The sequence below is a fragment of the Enterobacter ludwigii genome (assembly GCA_023023105.1).
Taxonomy (GTDB): Bacteria; Pseudomonadota; Gammaproteobacteria; order Enterobacterales; family Enterobacteriaceae; genus Enterobacter; species Enterobacter adelaidei.
The window spans coordinates 2,831,440-2,851,091 of record CP083824.1; the positions used below are offsets into that span (position 1 = coordinate 2,831,440).

General features: G+C 48.7%; 17 protein-coding genes and 3 pseudogenes. 12 read left to right on the forward strand and 8 right to left on the reverse strand.

Going from position 1 to position 19,652, the window contains the following annotated elements; all coding sequences use genetic code 11:
- Positions 1–3 precede the first annotated feature (3 nt).
- Positions 4–723 (reverse strand): RNA polymerase sigma factor FliA, encoded by a 720-nt coding sequence (locus LCD46_13725; protein UOY69153.1) that lies wholly within the window; start codon positions 721–723, stop codon positions 4–6.
- Positions 724–961: 238 nt separating this feature from the next.
- Between LCD46_13725 and LCD46_13730 the strand changes: the two genes are divergently transcribed.
- From LCD46_13730 to LCD46_13745, 4 genes are all read left to right on the forward strand, one after another.
- Positions 962–3,358 carry a hypothetical protein gene (locus LCD46_13730; GenBank protein UOY69154.1) on the forward strand — a complete coding sequence of 799 codons (2,397 nt, stop codon included), beginning with the start codon at positions 962–964 and terminating at the stop codon, positions 3,356–3,358.
- A complete protein-coding gene (locus LCD46_13735) occupies positions 3,351–4,310 on the forward strand; it encodes a hypothetical protein (GenBank protein UOY69155.1) in 960 nt (319 codons plus the stop codon). The genes LCD46_13730 and LCD46_13735 overlap by 8 nt, the downstream gene beginning before the upstream one ends.
- A 33-nt stretch (positions 4,311–4,343) precedes the next feature.
- Positions 4,344–5,041, forward strand: a protein-coding gene (locus LCD46_13740) for an IS1 family transposase (GenBank protein ID UOY69156.1) whose coding sequence is annotated in 2 segments (ribosomal slippage) — positions 4,344–4,593 and positions 4,593–5,041 — 699 coding nt in all. Because the reading frame shifts where the segments join, the coding sequence is not laid out codon by codon here.
- A gap of 1 nt (position 5,042) precedes the next feature.
- On the forward strand, positions 5,043–5,453 hold the full coding sequence (locus LCD46_13745) for a hypothetical protein (protein UOY69157.1): 411 nt from the start codon (positions 5,043–5,045) through the stop codon (positions 5,451–5,453).
- A gap of 678 nt (positions 5,454–6,131) precedes the next feature.
- On the opposite strand, the pseudogene LCD46_13750 reads toward LCD46_13745, so the two are convergent.
- From LCD46_13750 to LCD46_13770, 5 genes and pseudogenes are all read right to left on the reverse strand, one after another.
- Positions 6,132–6,350: pseudogene (locus tag LCD46_13750) on the reverse strand (IS630 family transposase).
- Positions 6,351–6,380: 30 nt separating this feature from the next.
- Positions 6,381–7,501 (reverse strand): IS3-like element ISSen4 family transposase gene (locus tag LCD46_13755; GenBank protein ID UOY69158.1). Its coding sequence is split into 2 segments (ribosomal slippage): positions 6,381–7,243 and positions 7,243–7,501, totalling 1,122 coding nucleotides; the frame shifts between segments, so codons are not numbered across the junction.
- A 71-nt stretch (positions 7,502–7,572) separates the two neighbouring features.
- Positions 7,573–7,901: pseudogene (locus LCD46_13760) on the reverse strand (IS630 family transposase).
- A gap of 294 nt (positions 7,902–8,195) precedes the next feature.
- Positions 8,196–8,654 (reverse strand): annotated as a pseudogene (gene tnpA, locus LCD46_13765) (IS200/IS605 family transposase).
- A gap of 193 nt (positions 8,655–8,847) precedes the next feature.
- Positions 8,848–9,675, reverse strand: coding sequence for a flagellin FliC (locus tag LCD46_13770; GenBank protein UOY72964.1), 828 nt, complete (start codon positions 9,673–9,675; stop codon positions 8,848–8,850).
- A 387-nt stretch (positions 9,676–10,062) separates the two neighbouring features.
- Between LCD46_13770 and fliD the strand changes: the two genes are divergently transcribed.
- Genes fliD through amyA form a run of 4 tightly spaced genes read left to right on the forward strand, consistent with a single transcriptional unit; the run spans position 10,063 to position 13,833 of the window.
- Complete coding sequence (fliD, locus tag LCD46_13775; protein UOY69159.1) at positions 10,063–11,487, forward strand: flagellar filament capping protein FliD; 1,425 nt, start codon at positions 10,063–10,065, stop codon at positions 11,485–11,487.
- A 21-nt stretch (positions 11,488–11,508) separates the two neighbouring features.
- Positions 11,509–11,913, forward strand: a complete 405-nt coding sequence (fliS, locus tag LCD46_13780) for a flagellar export chaperone FliS (GenBank protein UOY69160.1) — start codon at positions 11,509–11,511, stop codon at positions 11,911–11,913.
- Between the two features lie 5 nt (positions 11,914–11,918).
- Positions 11,919–12,293, forward strand: a complete 375-nt coding sequence (gene fliT, locus LCD46_13785) for a flagella biosynthesis regulatory protein FliT (GenBank protein UOY69161.1) — start codon at positions 11,919–11,921, stop codon at positions 12,291–12,293.
- A gap of 52 nt (positions 12,294–12,345) precedes the next feature.
- Positions 12,346–13,833 (forward strand): alpha-amylase, encoded by a 1,488-nt coding sequence (amyA, locus tag LCD46_13790; GenBank protein ID UOY69162.1) that lies wholly within the window; start codon positions 12,346–12,348, stop codon positions 13,831–13,833.
- A gap of 42 nt (positions 13,834–13,875) precedes the next feature.
- On the opposite strand, the gene LCD46_13795 is transcribed toward amyA, so the two are convergent.
- Positions 13,876–14,289 carry a lipoprotein gene (locus LCD46_13795; GenBank protein UOY69163.1) on the reverse strand — a complete coding sequence of 138 codons (414 nt, stop codon included), beginning with the start codon at positions 14,287–14,289 and terminating at the stop codon, positions 13,876–13,878.
- 74 nt (positions 14,290–14,363) lie between these two features.
- Positions 14,364–14,678 (reverse strand): flagellar hook-basal body complex protein FliE, encoded by a 315-nt coding sequence (gene fliE / locus LCD46_13800; GenBank protein UOY69164.1) that lies wholly within the window; start codon positions 14,676–14,678, stop codon positions 14,364–14,366.
- A gap of 228 nt (positions 14,679–14,906) precedes the next feature.
- On the opposite strand from fliE, the gene fliF reads away from it, so the two are divergent.
- The 4 genes from fliF to fliI are packed head-to-tail and all read left to right on the forward strand — an operon-like array spanning position 14,907 to position 19,647.
- On the forward strand, positions 14,907–16,586 hold the full coding sequence (gene fliF / locus LCD46_13805; GenBank protein UOY69165.1) for a flagellar M-ring protein FliF: 1,680 nt from the start codon (positions 14,907–14,909) through the stop codon (positions 16,584–16,586).
- On the forward strand, positions 16,579–17,577 hold the full coding sequence (fliG, locus tag LCD46_13810; protein ID UOY69166.1) for a flagellar motor switch protein FliG: 999 nt from the start codon (positions 16,579–16,581) through the stop codon (positions 17,575–17,577). Before fliF ends, fliG begins: the two co-directional genes overlap by 8 nt.
- Positions 17,570–18,277 (forward strand): flagellar assembly protein FliH, encoded by a 708-nt coding sequence (fliH, locus tag LCD46_13815; GenBank protein UOY69167.1) that lies wholly within the window; start codon positions 17,570–17,572, stop codon positions 18,275–18,277. Before fliG ends, fliH begins: the two co-directional genes overlap by 8 nt.
- Complete coding sequence (fliI, locus tag LCD46_13820) at positions 18,277–19,647, forward strand: flagellum-specific ATP synthase FliI (protein ID UOY69168.1); 1,371 nt, start codon at positions 18,277–18,279, stop codon at positions 19,645–19,647. The genes fliH and fliI overlap by 1 nt, the downstream gene beginning before the upstream one ends.
- Positions 19,648–19,652: the final 5 nt, after the last annotated feature.

Below are 19,652 nucleotides of genomic sequence, written 5' to 3' on the forward strand. Positions count from 1 at the left end.
CACCTATAACTTACCCAGCTTTGTTCGTAAGCGTTTAATGGCCTGGCTGTGCAACTGGCTCACCCGCGATTCTCCCACCTCCAGAACAGCGCCAATCTCTTTGAGGTTTAGCTCTTCCTGGTAATAAAGGGTCAACACCAGTTGCTCGCGTTCCGGTAAAGCTTCAATCGCTTCCATTACGCGCTGGCGTAAATTGCCTTCCATTAAATGGTGTAACGGGTTTTCTTGCTGATGCTCATCCGTCACCAGCTCGATGCTATCGCCATGCTCTTCGCGCCACTCGTCATAAGAGAAGAGTTGGCTATTGTTGGTATCGAGCAACATCTGACGATACTCTTCAACAGCAATGCCAAGACGTTCCGCCACTTCAGTTTCCGTTGCGTTACGTCCCAGTTCCTGTTCCAGCTGCCCTATCGCATGCGCCACTTCGCGGGCGTTACGGCGAACACTGCGCGGCACCCAGTCGCGGCTGCGCAGTTCGTCCAGCATCGCACCACGAATACGCTGAACTGCGTAAGTCGTAAATGCCGTTCCTTGCAGAGCGTCGTATCGGTCAACTGCATTCAATAACCCGATACCGCCCGCCTGTAGCAGATCGTCCAGTTCCACGCTCGCCGGCAAGCGCACCTGGAGGCGCAATGCTTCGTGACGCACCAGCGGGACATAACGCTGCCACAGCGAGTGTTTATCCATTACACCTTCAGCGGTATAGAGTGAATTCACGATAAACAGCCCTGCGTTAGTTGAGTTATCGGCATGATTATCCGATTCTGCAGAGGTTTTAATCGGGTGAATAGTGGGTGAAATGAGGGGTTATTTGGAGACTAAAAAAATTTCAAGCACTGTTGAAGCGCCACCATGCACGAATCGTATGAACAAAAGGAAATTAACCTCGTTTTTCGATGCATAACTTTGCTCAAGCAACCGCGACAATAGACTTCATTTGCCTTAGGTGACGAGCATGAAAGCAGAATACACATCTTTAACTAAACTTTATGAATATATTGCAGATACTAATGCCAGAGTAATTTCGTTTGATTGCTTCGATACTCTTTTCTGGCGAAAAACGGCTTCGCCTATAGATGTTTTTACCGTCATTGACCCGTCAATAGATATTGTCAGTCGGGTACAAGCTGAGCAACGTGCACGCGCGAAAAAAATGCTTAATTGTGGTCACTCAGAGGTAAATCTAGCTGAAATATACAAGCAATTATTCCCATTAGACAATCCGATCATTCTTGATGAATATATTCAAAAAGAGATTGCCGCAGAAATAAAACATGGCTTTCTACATGCGCCAACCATAAATATATTGAAGCTTGCGAAAGAGAAAAAATATAAAACCATCATTGTCAGTGACACTTACTTTAATAAAACACAATTAAGGCATATTATAACATCGTTGTCACCTGAAGTTTCAGATTTAATTGATGATATCTATTGTTCCAGCGAACACGGTGTTGGAAAGACGACAGGACTATGGGGTAAAGTTTTAAATAAAGAAAAAATACCTGCTGCGCAGTTAATTCACATCGGTGATAATAAAGCAGCTGATTTTATTTCACCAAATAAATTGGGCATTGAAGCCATTCATTTTCGCCATACTCATAAGGAAATAAATAAAGTTTTTAGACAACGAGAGAGCGTAGCGACTCTCATCTTCCCTAAATTACGCAAGGAAGCACCTATCCCTAACTTGTGGCATGGTTGGTTTTCAGAAAATGTCGATGATGATACATCGCCACAAAAATTAATTGGCTGGAGTGTTCTCGGTCCAACGCTGCGTAGCTTTGCAAAGAAAATTTTTGAAGATTATAAAAAGAAAAATAATACAAAAGTTGCTTTTTTAATGCGGGATGGTTTTATGCCACGCTCAGCATTTAATATTTTATACCCGGAAATAGAAACGCATGATCTTAATATTTCTCGTTTGTGTTCTATTCGCGCAAGTTTCATATCAAAAGAAAGTGTTAGTGACCATCTCATTACTCTTTTTAATAATATAGATGATGACATTGCGAATCAATATGTTAATGATGAGACACTAAATTTAGTGTCCAAACACTTTGGTATTAATCAAAAAGAGATGATGCCACTTAAAAAAAATATTAACCAAGGAAGCTATAAAATCAATGAGCTAATAAAAATAATTCTCAGTGAAAATTATACACAGCATATTATTTATAATTCCAAGCAATATCGTAAAAAGCTAATTAAACACATTATAAACAGTACGGGAATTAAGGCTGGAGATCACTTATTATTAGTTGATTTAGGTTACGAAGGCACAACACAGAATTTATTGCAAACAATTTTACAAGAAGAGTTATCTATTAGTATTTCTGGTTGTTACATGATTGTTTCATATACCCCAGAATGGAAAAATAACCGAACGGGGATGGTGAACCCTGAGACTTTTGACTGCCGTACAATAAAAGCCTTGACAAACCATATTGCAATTTATGAATCCCTTTGCTCATCTCATAGGAATTCAACTGTAGATTATACTGACGAAGGTATTCCTGTAGGCGAAGAACCAAGCATCAGTCAGAAGCATCTATCTTTAATAAGAGAGATACAGAACGAAGCATTATATTTTATCGGTTCACCCGCTACCAATTTGGCATACGAAGCGGAGTATGAAATTACTTCCTCAATCATTGACTTATTCCGTTTTATTTATTTCCCAACAGAAAACGAAATACGCTGCTTCAGTAATATGAAATTCGATATCAATCTTGGCTCTGAACAGACTTCAACACTCTACAATCTAAGTAAACATAATTATCAGATGAAAAAATTCGGACCTTCTTTACTAACTGATAGTAATGCCAATATAAATATTACTAATACCCCAACAGAATTACGTTATGGTGGTATAGAACAATCTATCGCACTCCTAAGCAGTTATCGCTATGGGCTTACTTGGTCCTTAACCGATGCTTCCTACCGCAAGAAAATGGTTGATGTTCTTTATATTAACAACACTACTGTTGTTACAAAAAAATTAACCGCTATGTATACTCATGAAGGATGTTACTCTCTCTACATTCCTATAGTTACGGCAGAAATAGTAATGAAATTGAATGATAAGTATAATGGTATAGAACTGATCTCTGTATCCAGAATCAAAACAAATCTCGTATACAAAATATACAATGATTCTCAAATGCAAGAGCTAACTATAAATAATGATTGGTTTATAGATGGCGCTGATGTGGTAAAAGGTATAATCACAGGCCTTACCCCTACCTCGATTTTATACTTCAGACCTCGCAATTCCCGCAATGATGATGTTATTCATATTGTATATCGCCCCATTGGCGATAGCTGTGACGCGGAGATTGTAAATGGATGATTTTTTCTCCAATGGGCTTGTTTTAGCATTTAATAATGTACCTGTTGAAGTAGATGATAGTGTTTTTTTATTCTGGGAAACTCTGTCTTTAGAACTTCAAAAAAAACAAATGCATTTAATTGTTGCAACTACTACAGAACTACCTGATGCGTCTTTTTTTACAATCCCCATACACTATCACATTGCGGATTTATATCACCAAGATGCCAATAATATTGTTCTGCAAAATTCTAATTTTATTGCTACGGAGGATATTCTTAGCTCATTATCTACGCAATATCATTGTAGTCTATCTATTTCACATGAAATTGCTAATTGTGGCATAGCATTTTATAGTGAGTTGATCACCGCCATTAAGCCAGCAACTATAATTGGTTGGCAAAGTAATGATATAACAAATTGGATTCTACGTAATATTGCATTACAGAGAGGTATCCCTTTTTGGTCAATGGAGCGTGGATTCCTAAAAAATACATTGATGATGGATATTGGGGATAATTACCTTCAATCAGAATTATTAACAAGCTTGATGATAGAGAATTTATATGATAAATACGTGCCTGAACCTGAATTGTGGGAGAAACTAAAATCCATAGTACTTGATAAGCATAATCTTGTCGGAAAGTACCACTCAACTGCTTTTAAAGAAACTGTTCGATTCAAAGCAGAGTATGGTATTCCTGAAAAAAGCGCTATTATCGCGATATTCAATCATGGGCCTCTCGGACTTGCTGTTAAGCATAGTAATAGCCGATACCGTGCCATCAATAAACTGAAAACTGATGAAGTTAATGAAAAGATAAACGCGATAATCAAACAGTGCATCAAAAGAAAAATTTATATCACTTATCAGGAGCACCCGCTATCATTATATGATAATACAGGAATTAAATTACCTAATTCACCTTATATTATAAAAACAGAAGAGAAGGTAATGGTGCCAACTTACTGATTTAGTGTATGATGGTGTTTTTGAGGTGCTCCAGTGGCTTCTGTTTCTATCAGCTGTCCCTCCTGTTCAGCTACTGAAGGCGTGGTGCGTAACGGTAAAAGTACTGCCGGACATCAGCGCTATCTCTGCTCTCACTGCCGTAAAACATGGCAGCTACAGTTCACTTACACCGCTTCTCAACCCGGTACGCATCAGAAAATCATTGATATGGCCATGAATGGCGTCGGATGTCGCGCCAGTGCACGCATTATGGGCGTTGGCCTCAACACGATTTTACGACACTTAAAAAACTCAGGCCGCAGTCGGTAAACTCACGCATACAACCGGGCAGTGACGTCATTGTTTGCGCGGAAATGGACGAACAGTGGGGTTACGTCGGCGCTAAATCACGCCAGCGCTGGTTGTTTTACGCGTATGACAGGATACGGAGGACGGTTGTGGCGCACGTATTCGGTGAACGCACGTTGGCCACGCTGGAGCGTCTTCTGGGCCTGCTGTCGGCCTTTGAGGTCGTGGTATGGATGACGGATGGCTGGCCGCTGTATGAATCACGCCTGAAGGGAGAACTGCACGTTATCAGCAAGCGATATACGCAGCGCATTGAGCGGCATAACCTGAATCTGAGGCAGCATCTGGCAAGGCTGGGCAGGAAGTCACTGTCGTTCTCAAAATCGGTGGAGCTGCATGACAAAGTCATCGGGCATTATCTGAACATAAAACACTATCAGTAAGTTGGAGTCATTACCAGAAGAGAATATACATACTCTTCTGAATGCTGCTGATTACTATCTTTTTACACAATCAACTATTCAGTACGAAGCAGCTTTTTATCAAAAACCTATGGGACTTCTTTCAAGAAGTGTTCTCGGTATACATGGAGGAGTCTATGAAAGTGATTGCTATGATGATATAGATGAATTTCTAAATGCTCTTATTACTGACAAGGACTACGAACTACACCAGCAGCGTTCGAAAAAATGGCTATCATTTATCTATCATTATTTTCTTATAAAAAATGATGATGAAAACAGAGGAAGTGAGAGTCAGCGTGTCAGCAATCTTTTAGCTCGCTATGGCCTTCCAGTAAATATAGAAATCATTTACTCCCTTGAAAAATTCATTGCGCGTTGGTGCAATCATTAAATCACCCAAAAGGAGCTTCTATTTTTGCTTGTTAATGTATTCAGAGATAAATATCCTGTAAATATTTTTAGTTCCCAATTACCTTTAGCTCGCAATATATTATCTCTTAACGTTTAATAACCAATCATAATGGTTCAGTTGTTGGTTGAAATTAAAGGTCACTTGGGGTGAGTGGCCTTTATATTACCACTCACCCCACACAAATAATATTTAACCTCGAATGCGTAACTTAATAAAATTACAAAAGTCATTACAATCCTTATTTTTAATAAATAAAATAAAGCATCACAATTTTAAATTAACATTACGAATCACTTGTGGCCAAAAATGGGCCACCAAGTTACGAAAACACTATTCCCTCTCTCACGCCGACCCCTTAAAATCACTATTTTATATTTACCTTGCTTAACCCACGTTATTCATGTAGCGTCCCAGACACCAGAACTTTTAATTCCTATTTCTTAAGTTTTTGATCACCTAACTACTCGTTAAACATCAGACTATTTTTGCCTTTCACATATCCCATTAAATCTGACACACTCATCTTCATTGGGTTTGACTTGCCCCCAGGATTTGAAAACATTCAGTTATTAATATCGGTTGGATCTTATTCGCACTTTCTGTTTCGCCAGCCCACTACAAATTTAGTTGAAGACTAAATAGCTGCACCTAATACCGCTACTCTTTTGCCAGCCCATGTTTTCCTCCCGGAAATGGGCTGGCGGTTTCCATAAGATACCGTACCTTTTTTCAGTAACTGCCACATCGACGGCACTGATGCTTACGCGTTTTCGTATCATGAAGTGCCTGCCATAACTGATCTACGTGGTTCACACACGTTGAGTAAACAGGTTGATAAATCACGCTGAGCTTCGGGTTCGCTTTCAGCCAGCACAGATGACCTGCCCCCACGATTAGATACAACACTCAGTTAGTAACGTCGGAATCTTCATTCTCAGAATGACCCTTTCTCCAGCCCGCTGCAAATTCAGACGGTGTCTGATAATTCAGCGTGGAGTGCGGGCGGCATTCGTTATAATCCTGCCGCCAGTCATTAATAATTTTCCTGGCATGAACGATATCGCTGAACCAGTGCTCATTCAAACATTCATCGCGAAATCGTCCGTTAAAGCTCTCAATAAATCCGTTCTGCGTTGGCTTGCCCGGCTGGATTAAGCGCAACTCAACACCATGCTCAAAGGCCCATTGATCCAGTGCACGGCAAGTGAACTCCGGCCCCTGGTCAGTTCTTATCGTCGCCGGATAGCCTCGAAACAGTGCAATGCTGTCCAGAATACGCGTGACCTGAACGCCTGAAATCCCAAAGGCAACAGTGACCGTCAGGCATTCCTTTGTGAAATCATCGACGCAGGTAAGACACTTGATCCTGCGACCGGTGGAAAGTGCGTCCATGACGAAATCCATCGACCAGGTCAGATTGGGCGCCGCCGGACGGAGCAGCGGCAGACGTTCTGTTGCCAGCCCTTTACGACGTCTTCTGCGTTTTACGCCCAGGCCACTGAGGTGATAAAGCCGGTACACGCGCTTATGATTAACATGAAGCCCTTCACGGCGCAGCAACTGCCAAATACGACGGTAGCCAAAACGCCTGCGCTCCAGTGCCAGCTCAGTGATGCGCCCTGATAAATGCGCATCAGCAGCCGGACGGTGAGCCTCATAGCGGCAGGTCGACAGGGATAAACCTGTAAGCCTGCAGGCACGACGTTGCGACAGACCGGTCGCATCACACATCAACATCACGGCTTCCCGCTTCTGGTCTGTCGTCAGTACTTTCGCCCAAGAGCCACCTGAAGCGCCTCTTTATCCAGCATGGCTTCGGCAAGCAGCTTCTTGAGTCTGGCGTTCTCTTCCTCAAGCGACTTCAGGCGCTTAACTTCAGGCACCGCCATACCGCCATACTTCTTACGCCAGGTGTAAAACGTGGCATCGGAAATGGCATGCTTGCGGCAGAGTTCACGGGCGGGTACCCCAGCTTCGGCTTCGCGGAGAATACTGATGATCTGTTCGTCGGAAAAACGCTTCTTCATGGGGATGTCCTCATGTGGCTTATGAAGACATTACTAACATCGGGGTGTACTAATCAACGGGGAGCAGGTCACAGAGTCTCACGGCTTTTATGGATAATATAGTTATCCACGATTAGAGTGGTGGTTTCGGCTCGCCGGTATGTCACTTTGAGATGCTTTAATAGACTTAAAAATAACGAGGAGATTTTACAGCTGCCTCCAACGTAGCTGACTTTCCTCTGCCAGTAAGTAACGCCCCGGCCAGAAAGTATTTTTCATTCTGTCCCAGCGTAACGACTCGCTTTTGCTGGCCGCGAAGCTGCCAGTATGCGCCAATTTTGGGATTGAAATGAATATCCACTTCGTCTTCATAAAAAACCGGAAGTACTGTGCTTCATTCGCCCAGTGCTTTATGGATTGCTTTTTGCATCAGGCATCGTTCGTCACAGGGAATTGGTGCTATGATCGGCATCGCTCAGTCCGGTTGGTGGTTTGTTTCTTTTTGGCGATTGTTCAGATCGCACAATCCGGGCTGAGTTCCCTCAAAGTGATCTACAATTCCGCGCAGCTATTTAGCTGGGGATTATCTATATTCAATAATAAATATATTCCGGCATAGCCGGAGGTTTTTCATATGCGCCTGTAAGGCTCTGTTAGCAGCCGCGCCCTAACAGGCGCATCGCAATCTGATATTTGCATCTTTTGCATCTATGGATTACTTACGGCCTGTGAACGGGCTGCCCGGATACGAGATCGCTAACTGCTCTCCCATTTTATCCTCTTCCAACTGGTGCTTTATGTAGTCCTGTATCTTCGCCGTGTTCTTACCCACCGTATCGACATAGTATCCCCGGCACCAGAACTCCCTGTTTCTGTATTTGAATTTCAAATCGCCAAACTGCTCGTAAAGCATCAGGCTACTTTTACCTTTCAAGTACCCCATGAAGCCCGACACACTCATCTTCGGTGGGATCTCCAGAAGCATATGGATATGATCCACACAGCATTATGCTTCCAGAATATTCACGTTTTTCCCCTCATATAGCTTTCTTAAAATCGCTCCTATCGCTCTACGTTTCTCTCCGTAGAACGCCTGTCTGCGGTACTTTGGTGCAAAGACTATGTGATATTTACAGTTCCATCGGGTGTGCGCTAAGCTCTTTTCGTCCCCCATTGGGACCCCCTTTTGATTTTTTGTTTCTCTCTTGCAGTTGCCAGACCGCAGTTGTTTTAACAAATCAAAAGGTTTTTTTATAACTGACTCATAGCTGAAAGCTTTCCGGAACCCCCAGCCTAGCTGGGGGTTTTCAGTGCACAAAAAAGCCAACCTTTAGGTTGGCTTTTTGAATATAAGAACTAAAAATTTATTAACGCAGCAGAGACAGAACAGTCTGTGGAACCTGGTTTGCCTGAGAAAGAACAGAAGTACCAGCCTGCTGCAGGATCTGCGCGCGGGACATGTTGGAAACTTCAGTTGCGTAGTCAGCATCCTGGATACGGGACTGAGCAGCAGACAGGTTATTAGAGGTGTTGTTCAGGTTGTTGATTGCAGAAGTGAAACGGTTCTGCACCGCACCCAGGCCAGAACGTGCTTTATCAACTTTAGCGATAGCGGCATCGATAGTTGCCAGATCGGTAGACTTCATGGATTTAAGGTCGATGCTTTTCACAGCCAGAGTAGTAGAGTCCGCTTTAGCACCGCTCAGGTCAAGATCTATGGTGTCTTGGTCGTTTGCGCCAACCTGAATTTTAACCACACCAGAAGCACCTGCAGAACCGTCGAGCAGTTTGATACCGTTGAAGTCAGTTTTGCCCGCTACGCGATCGATTTCAGCCAGACGTGCTGTAACTTCATCCTGCAGAGAGGCCAGGTCAGATGTGCTGTTGGTACCGTTGCTTGCCTGAACAGCCAGCTCACGAACACGCTGCAAGTTGTTGTTGATTTCGTTCAGAGAACCTTCAGCAGTCTGCGCCATGGAGATACCGTCGTTGGCGTTACGTGCTGCCTGAGTCATACCTTTGATCTGAGCGGTCATGCGGTTTGCAATCGCCTGGCCAGCGGCATCGTCTTTCGCGCTGTTGATACGCAGACCTGAAGACAGACGCTCAATAGCAGTGCCCAGAGAAGACTGAGATTTGTTCAGGTTGTTCTGAGTGGTCAGGGACAACAGGTTAGTATTGATAACTGCCATAATTTTCTTTCCTTCAAAAATTGGGTTTTAGGTCCGGTGCCTAACACTCACAGCGTCTCTCACCGTCAATAAGGTTATCGACGGGTCCCCAAAAGACTTTAGAATCAATTTTGAAAAAATTATAATTAACTGATTTTTAAGGTGTTTATTTTTAAAAAAGCAATTAAGGTTCACTATCGACTTATTATTTACGGCTTTTTAGCGCAAGGAATAGACACACTTTTCAATGTGTTTTCAGCGCGCTGAAAATTACCCTAAAGTGCAATCCTTGCATTTACCCCACCGGGACCTGTCTATTCTTTGGATTATTTTTTTCTCACCATCGTAAACTTTTACGTTAAGAGGCCGATAAGAGTCCTGAACTACTTTCGTATTTTAAGGAAAATATGCATGGCTACTATCAGTAACCTCGGGATAGGTTCTGCAGGACTCGGGGATTTATATAATCAGTTGGATGCAGCAGAAAGAACCAAGCTGACGACGATTACTTCCCAGCAATCAACGTATAACGCACAGTTAAGCGCTTACGGCAAACTGCAGAGCGCCATGACATCGCTGCAGACTGCCACCGCTGCGCTGGGTAAAGCAACCACCTGGAACTCCACGTCTGTTAGCAGCACGAACACGGCCTTTACAGCCACAACGACCGCTGACGCATCCGTGGGTTCTTTTGTTGTCAACGTCAACCAGGTCGCGAAGGCACAGGCTCTCACCACGGGCTCCTATGCAAACAACACGGATCTGCTGGGCGATACGACAGGTACGACACGTAAAATCACTATCACCCAGCCGGGTACGAAGACACCTTTAGAGGTGAACCTGGCGGATGGCGATACCTCTCTGGCAGGGATCGCGAGCGCCATTAATAAAGCGAACGGCAACGTCACCGCCAGCGTGATTAAAGCGAAAGACGGCGATTACCGCCTGATGCTGTCATCGAAAACCACCGGTACGGATGGGGCGATGACGGTTAGCGTTACGGGTGACGCCAAACTGCAAAGCGCAATTGGCTACGATTCAACCACCAAAACGGGCGCACTGACGGTAAATACCGATGCGCAAAACGCGATTGTGGTGGTGAACAACATCTCGATTGAGCGCCAGTCGAATACCATCACCGATGCGCTGCCAGGTATGACCTTCTCGCTGAAGGCAGAAAGCAAGGCCGACGAGACACTTGAGGTGAGTCGCGCAACAGATGCTAACCAGAAAGCCATCGCTGACTGGGTAACCGCATATAACTCACTGCAGTCCACCATTAACAGCCTGACGAAATATGTTCCTGTCGACGCAGGTTCAGGAAGCCAGTCCACCAGTAACGGTGCGCTCGTTGGCGACGCGAACGTGCGTGGCATTCAGTCTCAGCTGCGCGGCCTGCTGACTGAAGTGCAGAGCGGTTCCGTTCAGATCATGGCTCAACTGGGCATTACCCAGGATCCGGTAAAAGGGTCTGACGGTACGGTCGGTAACCTGAAAATTGATACCGATAAACTGAAAAAAGCGCTCACCGACAACCCTACCGCCGTACAGCAGTACTTTGTGGGCGACGGGAAAACCACCGGTATGGCCACCCAGATGAGTAAAACGCTGGATACCATGCTCAGCACCAGCACCGGTAGCGCAGGTGTGATCCAGAACGCAAAAGACGGGATCAATAAGACGCTGAAAACGCTGGGTGAACGTTACGATGCGATGGAAGCCACTATTGATGCCACCATGGCGCGTTACAAAACGCAGTTCACCAGCCTGGACGTATTAGTCACCAAAATGACCAGTACAGCCAACTATCTGACCCAACAGTTCTCACAAAAGTAGTCGTAGCCTTCAGGAGTGGATATGTATAAGACCTCTGGTGTTCAATCCTATCAGCAGATAGGTGTAGAAAGTGCAGTCATGAATGCCAGTCCACACCAACTGATTGTCATGCTGTTTGACGGGGCGCATAGCGCCCTCGTCCGCGCGCGTTTGTTCATGGAAGCCGGGCAAATTCGTGAAAAAGGTGAGGCTTTATCTAAAGCCATCAACATCATCGACAATGGTTTAAAAGCAGGACTGAACATGGAGGTTGAGAGCGAGTTGTCCGGTAATCTTGCCTCCTTGTACGAATATATGGTTCGACGTTTGTTACTGGCGAATGTCAGTAACGACGTAGACGCAATTGTTGAAGTCGAGGGTTTATTAAACAACATTGCGGATGCGTGGAAGCAAATTGGCCCCAATGCGTCCTCTATTTCAGGATAATTTTAATGAATAATCCCAGCGCAGCGCTTAGCCACTGGCAGGCGTTACATGCTCAGAGCATTGCTATGCTAAATCTCGCACATTCTGGTCAATGGGATGCGCTTATTGAGCAGGAAATGCATTACGTTCAACTGGTGGAAAAGATTTCGCAAACACCCATCATGTCATGCCCTCCGGCTCAGGTTGAGCAAGCGCGTGCGCTGCTGGAAATGATCCTTGAGAATGAGAATACGCTAAAGGCGCTGCTGAAAGTCCGGATGGACGAACTGCGCAGTCTCATTGATCAAACCGGTAAACAGCAATCCATCACATCTACCTATGGAAAGCTGTCAGGGAATATTCTTTATCCAGAAAGTTTGACCCGCGACACACAATTATGATTTCTTCATCCATACTCCAGAAGTCAGCCAAACGGCTTCTGGAGCACGGACGATGAAAAACCCCACCCTGTTACAATGTTTTCACTGGTACTACCCTGCTGGCGGTGAATTGTGGCGAGAGGTCACGGCATTAGCCCCCAATCTTAACGAAATCGGCATCAATATGATCTGGCTGCCACCCGCTTATAAAGGCGCGTCTGGTGGGTATTCGGTTGGGTATGATTCTTACGACTTATTCGATCTCGGTGAGTTTGACCAGAAAGGCAGCATCGCCACCAAATACGGCGAAAAAGCACAGTTGCTGGAAGCCATTGACGCGCTTAAAAGCAACGACATTGCGGTGCTGCTGGATGTTGTGGTGAATCATAAAATGGGGGCAGATGAGAAAGAGTCTGTCCGCGTTCAGCGTGTAAACGAACAGGACCGCACGCAAATTGATGACGAGGTCATCGAGTGTGAAGCCTGGACACGTTACACCTTCCCTGTCCGCGCCGGGCAATATTCGCAGTTTATCTGGGATTACAAATGTTTCAGCGGCGTCGACCATATTGAAAACCCTGCTGAAGACGGCATCTTTAAAATCGTCAACGACTACACCGGCGAAGGCTGGAACGATCAGGTTGATGATGAAATGGGTAACTTCGATTATCTGATGGGCGAAAATATCGACTTTCGCAATCACGCCGTCACGGAAGAGATCAAATACTGGGCCCGCTGGGTCATGGAACAGACGCGCTGCGACGGTTTTCGTCTGGACGCCGTTAAACATATTCCCGCCTGGTTTTACAAAGAGTGGATTGAACACGTACAGGAAGTCGCGGACCAGCCGCTGTTTATCGTGGCGGAATACTGGTCCCACGAAGTGGATAAGCTCCAGGCCTATATTGACCAGGTCGAGGGTAAAACGATGCTGTTTGACGCCCCCCTGCAGATGAAATTCCACGAAGCGTCACGCCAGGGACGGGATTACGACATGAGCCAAATCTTCACCGGTACGCTGGTGGAAGCCGATCCGTTTCATGCGGTAACCCTTGTGGCTAACCACGACACCCAACCTTTGCAGGCCCTGGAGGCACCGGTCGAAGCCTGGTTTAAACCCCTGGCTTATGCGTTGATCTTGCTACGGGAAAATGGTGTGCCGAGCGTCTTTTATCCCGATCTCTTCGGTGCCAGTTATGACGATACGGGGGGCGACGGTGAAATGTACCATATAGACATGCCGGTCATTGAGCAGCTCCACGAATTGATCCTTGCTCGTCAGCGCTTTGCCCACGGCGTGCAGACGCTCTTTTTTGACCATCCTAACTGTATCGCCTTCAGCCGCAGCGGTACCGAGGACGATCCCGGCTGTGTGGTCGTGTTGTCAAATGGTGACGATGGAGAGAAAGTGATTTGTCTTGGGGAAAATTACGGTAATAAAACGTGGCGTGATTTTCTCGGCAATCGCGAAGAGACCATCACCACGGCCGCGGATGGCGAAGGGACGTTTACCTGTAAAGGCGGGAGCGTCAGCATTTGGGTAATAGAGGAAGCGCTGTAAAAACAATGCCGGGTAAGCGTCAGCGCCACCCGGCAAAAAAGGTTAAGGCGCCTTGCTCTCCAGCGGATTTTTGCTCAGGTAATCAGCGCACTCAACCGTTGGGCGGTCGACTTTTTGCAGCTCCAGTCCGTCGTACTCAAGCGTTAAACCATCACGTTCCAGCGGATAGATATCCAGCTTGCGGGTTACGTTGTAATAACTGTCTGAACGCAGCATGATTTTACCCGGCACGGCAATCACGCGCTGCCACTGACGGCAGTCAAGCGTATCGCCCTCTTCCGTCACCACCAGCGTGGCAATCGCCTCCGGGCTGACCATTTTGCTCTGCGGCCCTTTTGACTGCCAGTATCCCGCCAGTTCCGCCGGAACAGGATGCTTGATCACTTCTTTATAGTTATCGACCTGAACGCACCCGGTCAGTGCCAGCAGCGCACCAGCAATTGCTATTTTTTTCATCACCTTTCCTGCATTCGAAGAAAAAAATATTGTGGCATTAAAGCGCTAAGGCTGCCAGCGAAGATCGACAGGTCTTAAACCTGCATCCCCATGACTTCCTGGTAAGCCGACACCAGCTTGTTACGCACCTGGATCCCCATCTGCAGGGACACCGAAGCTTTTTGCAAATCGGTCATCACATCATTCAGGGCCACACCCGGTTCACCAAGGGTGAACTTCTCTGCCTGGGTCCGTGCGGCGGTCTGGGTATCGCTGATACGGTCAAGAGCGGCATGCAGTTGCCCTGCAAAGCTGATGTTCGGCTGTTGTTCTGCCACATTCTGATTACGGGCCGTCATCGCCGTTGCCTGCAACTGACTGATTACCCCTTCAATACCCTGTATAGCCATGACTCTCCCCTGGATGGTTTTTTACGCGGTCAAGACTAACAGCTTGTCAATAAGATAATGGCGGTAAATAGCGTGAAAAAACCAGGTTATTTGACGCATAGAAAATCACGAATCATCAAATAATGGCAGGGCCATCAATATGGAACTTTTGTCGTGTTTGCCGACCCGGGAGTCAGTTTTGTTTCTCTACACGAATAACGTAAACCACCAGGATTTAAGAGGTGCGCAATGAGTGCAACAGCATCGACAGCGCCACAAAATAAATCACTCGAGTGGATGAACCGCCTTCGCGCGAATCCTAAAATCCCGTTGATCGTGGCAGGCGCTGCCGCAATTGCGATCCTTGTAGCGATGGTCCTGTGGGCGAAAAGCCCTGATTACCGGACGCTCTACAGTAACCTTTCCGATCAGGATGGCGGTGCCATCGTCACCCAGCTTACCCAGATGAACATCCCTTATCGCTTTGCCGATAACGGGGGGGCGCTTGAGGTTCCTGCGGATAAGGTGCACGAACTGCGTCTGCGTCTGGCGCAGCAGGGGCTGCCGAAGGGCGGCGCGGTCGGTTTTGAACTGCTGGATCAGGAAAAATTCGGTATCAGCCAGTTCAGCGAGCAGGTGAACTACCAGCGTGCCCTGGAAGGCGAACTGGCTCGTACCATTGAAACGTTAGGCCCGGTGAAAAGTGCCCGAGTGCACCTGGCGATGCCTAAACCTTCCTTATTTGTCCGCGAACAGAAATCCCCTTCCGCCTCCGTGACCGTGAATCTCGAACCTGGCCGCGCGCTGGATGAAGGGCAAATTAGCGCTGTGACGCATCTCGTCTCCAGCGCTGTCGCCGGTCTGCCGCCGGGTAACGTGACGCTGGTCGACCAGAGTGGTCATCTGCTGACGCAATCCAATACCGCCGGTCGCGATCTGAATGACGCGCAGCTGAAATATGCCGCCGATGTAGAAAACCGTCTCCAGCGTCGTATTGAAGCGATCCTCGGCCCGGTCGTGGGTAACAGTAACGTGCACGCGCAGGTTACCGCGCAGATTGACTTCGCTAATAAAGAACAAACTGAAGAACAGTACAGCCCGAACGGTGATGCCGCTCAGGCGGTGATGCGTTCTCGCCAGATTAACTCCAGCGAACAGTCTGGTGGTGCGTACCCTGGCGGTGTTCCTGGTGCGCTGTCTAACCAGCCTGCCCCTGCTAACGCAGCACCTATTTCTACACCTCCGGCAAACCAGCAGAACGGTCAGCAAAATAACCAGCAGACTACGTCAACGGCCAATAATGCCGGTCCGCATACCAGCAGTCGTAACGAAACCACGAACTACGAAGTGGATCGGACGATTCGCCACACTAAACTGAACGTGGGCGATATTCAGCGTCTTTCTGTTGCGGTAGTGGTGAACTACAAGACGCTTCCAAATGGCAAACCGCTGGCGCTGACAGCCGAGCAGATGAAGCAGATTGAAAACCTGACCCGTGAAGCAATGGGTTACTCCGAGAAGCGTGGCGATAGCCTCAACGTGGTGAACTCACCGTTCAACGCGGTGGATGAGACCGGCGGTGAACTGCCGTTCTGGCAACAGCAGGCGTTTATCGATCAGCTGATGTCCGCGGGACGCTGGCTGCTGGTGCTGATTGTCGCGTGGCTGCTGTGGCGTAAAGGCGTTCGTCCGCAGCTCCAGCGTCGAGCTGAAGCCGAGAAAGCCGCTCGCGAACAGATGAGCGCGCGTCAGGAAGTGGAAGAAGCGGTTGAAGTACGCCTCAGCAAAGATGAACAAATGCAGCAACGCCGTGCTAACCAGCGCATGGGCGCTGAGGTCATGAGCCAGCGCATTCGCGAAATGTCAGATAACGATCCGCGCGTCGTGGCGCTGGTCATCCGCCAGTGGATGGGTAACGAACATGAGTAATACGCTTACAGGCACCGATAAAAGCGTCATCCTGTTGATGACCATTGGCGAAGATCGCGCGGCAGAGGTGTTTAAACACCTCTCCCAGCGAGAAGTGCAAATTCTCAGTGCGGCCATGGCCAACGTGCGTCAAATCTCCAATAAACAGCTGACCGAAGTGCTGTCGGAATTTGAGCAGGAAGCCGAACAGTTTGCCGCGCTCAACGTCAACGCCAACGACTACCTGCGCTCCGTGCTGGTCAAGGCGCTGGGCGAAGAGCGTGCCGCCAGCCTGCTGGAAGATATTCTGGAAACGCGCGATACCGCCAGCGGTATCGAAACGCTCAACTTTATGGAACCGCAGAGTGCCGCCGACCTTATTCGCGACGAGCACCCGCAGATTATTGCCACCATCCTTGTCCACCTCAAACGTGGTCAGGCGGCCGATATTCTGGCGCTGTTCGAAGAGCGTCTGCGCCACGATGTGATGCTGCGTATCGCGACCTTCGGCGGCGTGCAGCCAGCCGCACTGGCGGAGCTGACAGAAGTACTGAACAACCTGCTCGACGGTCAGAACCTCAAGCGCAGCAAAATGGGCGGCGTGAGAACGGCGGCGGAAATCATCAACCTGATGAAAACCCAGCAGGAAGAGGCGGTTATTACCGCAGTACGCGAATTCGACGGCGAGCTGGCACAGAAAATTATCGACGAGATGTTCCTGTTCGAAAACCTGGTCGAAGTGGACGATCGCAGCATCCAGCGCCTGCTCCAGGAAGTGGACTCCGAGTCGCTGCTTATCGCCCTCAAAGGTGCCGAGCAGCCACTGCGCGAGAAGTTCCTGCGCAACATGTCTCAGCGTGCGGCAGATATCCTGCGCGACGACCTTGCCAACCGTGGCCCGGTACGTCTGTCTCAGGTGGAAAACGAACAGAAAGCGATCCTGCTTATTGTTCGTCGTCTGGCGGAAACCGGCGAGATGGTGATTGGCAGCGGAGACGACACCTATGTCTAATGAGATGCCGTGGAAGCGCTGGACACCGGACGATCTGGCACCTCCCCTCTCCGAATTCACACCAGCGGTGGTATCGCCCGTGGAGCTCGACCCGGACGCTGAGCAGCCCGAACTGAGTGAAGAGGAGCAACAAGCACAGATGCTGGCTCAGCTGCAAATGCAGGCACACGAGCAAGGTTATAATGCCGGTCTGAACGAAGGCCGGCAGAAGGGCCACGAGCAAGGGTATCAGGAAGGTCTGGCGAAAGGGTTAGAGCACGGTATTGATCAGGCGCGTCAGCAGCAGGCGCCGATCCATGCCCGCATGCAGCAGCTGGTCAGCGAGTTCCAGCACACGCTGGATGCGCTGGACAGCGTGATTGCATCACGACTAATGCAGATGGCGCTGGAAGCCGCGCGTCAGGTTATCGGCCAGACGCCGGTGGTGGATAACACTGCGCTGATCAAACAAATTCAGGGGCTGCTGCAACAAGAGCCGCTGTTCAGCGGGAAGCCTCAGCTACGCGTTCACCCGGACGACCTGCAGCGCGTGGAAGAGAGCCTGGGGGCGACGCTAAACCTGCACGGCTGGCGTCTGCGCGGCGACCCGTCGTTACATCACGGCGGCTGCAAAGTCTCTGCCGATGAAGGTGACCTGGATGCCAGCGTGGCTACCCGCTGGCAGGAACTGTGTCGCCTTGCGGCACCGGGAGTCGTCTGATGACCGCACGCCTCACCCGCTGGCTCACCACGCTCGACAACTTTGAGACAAAGATGGCGCAACTGCCATCTGTTCGTCGTTATGGGCGACTGACGCGCGCCACCGGGCTGGTACTGGAGGCCACCGGCCTGCAGCTTCCGCTGGGTGCGACCTGCGTCATTGAGCGTCAGGATGGTCTGGAAACGCGCGAAGTCGAAAGCGAAGTGGTCGGTTTTAACGGCCAGCGTCTGTTTCTGATGCCGCTTGAAGAGGTGGAAGGCATTCTTCCCGGCGCACGCGTATACGCCAAAAACATTATCGGTGATGGACTGCAGAGCGGGAAACAGCTGCCGCTTGGCCCTGCCCTGCTGGGCCGCGTGCTGGACGGCAGCGGTAAACCGCTTGACGGTCTGCCTTCACCGGACACCACGGAAACCGGCGCACTCATTACTCAGCCCTTTAACCCCCTGCAACGAACGCCTATTGAGCATGTGCTGGATACCGGCGTGCGTCCGATCAACGCCCTGCTGACTGTAGGCCGTGGACAACGTATGGGCCTGTTCGCCGGGTCTGGCGTGGGGAAATCCGTGCTGCTCGGCATGATGGCACGCTACACTCAAGCCGATGTTATCGTCGTGGGTCTGATCGGCGAGCGTGGGCGTGAAGTTAAAGACTTTATCGAAAACATTCTGGGGGCGGAAGGTCGCGCCCGCTCGGTGGTTATCGCCGCACCGGCAGATGTCTCGCCGTTATTGCGTATGCAGGGTGCAGCGTATGCCACCCGTATCGCCGAAGATTTCCGTGACCGCGGCAAGCACGTGCTGCTGATCATGGATTCCCTGACCCGTTACGCGATGGCACAGCGTGAAATCGCGCTGGCTATTGGTGAGCCTCCGGCGACCAAAGGCTACCCGCCTTCGGTATTCGCCAAGCTCCCTGCTCTGGTAGAACGTGCAGGGAACGGCATCAGCGGCGGCGGCTCCATTACCGCGTTCTATACGGTACTGACCGAGGGAGATGATCAGCAAGACCCGATTGCCGATTCCGCGCGTGCGATCCTTGACGGTCACATTGTGCTGTCGCGTCGTCTGGCCGAAGCCGGGCACTATCCGGCCATTGATATTGAAGCCTCTATCAGCCGCGCAATGACGGCGCTGATAACCGAGAAACACTACGCCCGCGTGCGTAATTTCAAACAACTCCTCTCCAGCTTCCAGCGTAACCGCGATCTGGTCAGCGTGGGGGCGTATGCCAAAGGCAGCGACCCGATGCTCGACAAAGCGATTAACCTGTGGCCGCAGCTGGAGGCGTTTTTGCAACAAGGCATTTTTGAACGTGCCGACTGGGAAGATTCAATTCAGGCACTGGAGCTGATTTTCCCGCAGGTGTAACACAG

Coding starts and splice junctions, on each gene's coding strand:
- LCD46_13730 (UOY69154.1), top strand. CDS start 962: ATGAAAGCAGAATACACATCTTTAACTAAACTTTATGAATATATTGCA.
- LCD46_13735 (UOY69155.1), top strand. CDS start 3,351: ATGGATGATTTTTTCTCCAATGGGCTTGTTTTAGCATTTAATAATGTA.
- fliD (UOY69159.1), top strand. CDS start 10,063: ATGGCTACTATCAGTAACCTCGGGATAGGTTCTGCAGGACTCGGGGAT.
- fliS (UOY69160.1), top strand. CDS start 11,509: ATGTATAAGACCTCTGGTGTTCAATCCTATCAGCAGATAGGTGTAGAA.
- fliT (UOY69161.1), top strand. CDS start 11,919: ATGAATAATCCCAGCGCAGCGCTTAGCCACTGGCAGGCGTTACATGCT.
- amyA (UOY69162.1), top strand. CDS start 12,346: ATGAAAAACCCCACCCTGTTACAATGTTTTCACTGGTACTACCCTGCT.
- LCD46_13795 (UOY69163.1), bottom strand. CDS start 14,289: ATGAAAAAAATAGCAATTGCTGGTGCGCTGCTGGCACTGACCGGGTGC.
- fliE (UOY69164.1), bottom strand. CDS start 14,678: ATGGCTATACAGGGTATTGAAGGGGTAATCAGTCAGTTGCAGGCAACG.
- fliF (UOY69165.1), top strand. CDS start 14,907: ATGAGTGCAACAGCATCGACAGCGCCACAAAATAAATCACTCGAGTGG.
- fliG (UOY69166.1), top strand. CDS start 16,579: ATGAGTAATACGCTTACAGGCACCGATAAAAGCGTCATCCTGTTGATG.
- fliH (UOY69167.1), top strand. CDS start 17,570: ATGTCTAATGAGATGCCGTGGAAGCGCTGGACACCGGACGATCTGGCA.
- fliI (UOY69168.1), top strand. CDS start 18,277: ATGACCGCACGCCTCACCCGCTGGCTCACCACGCTCGACAACTTTGAG.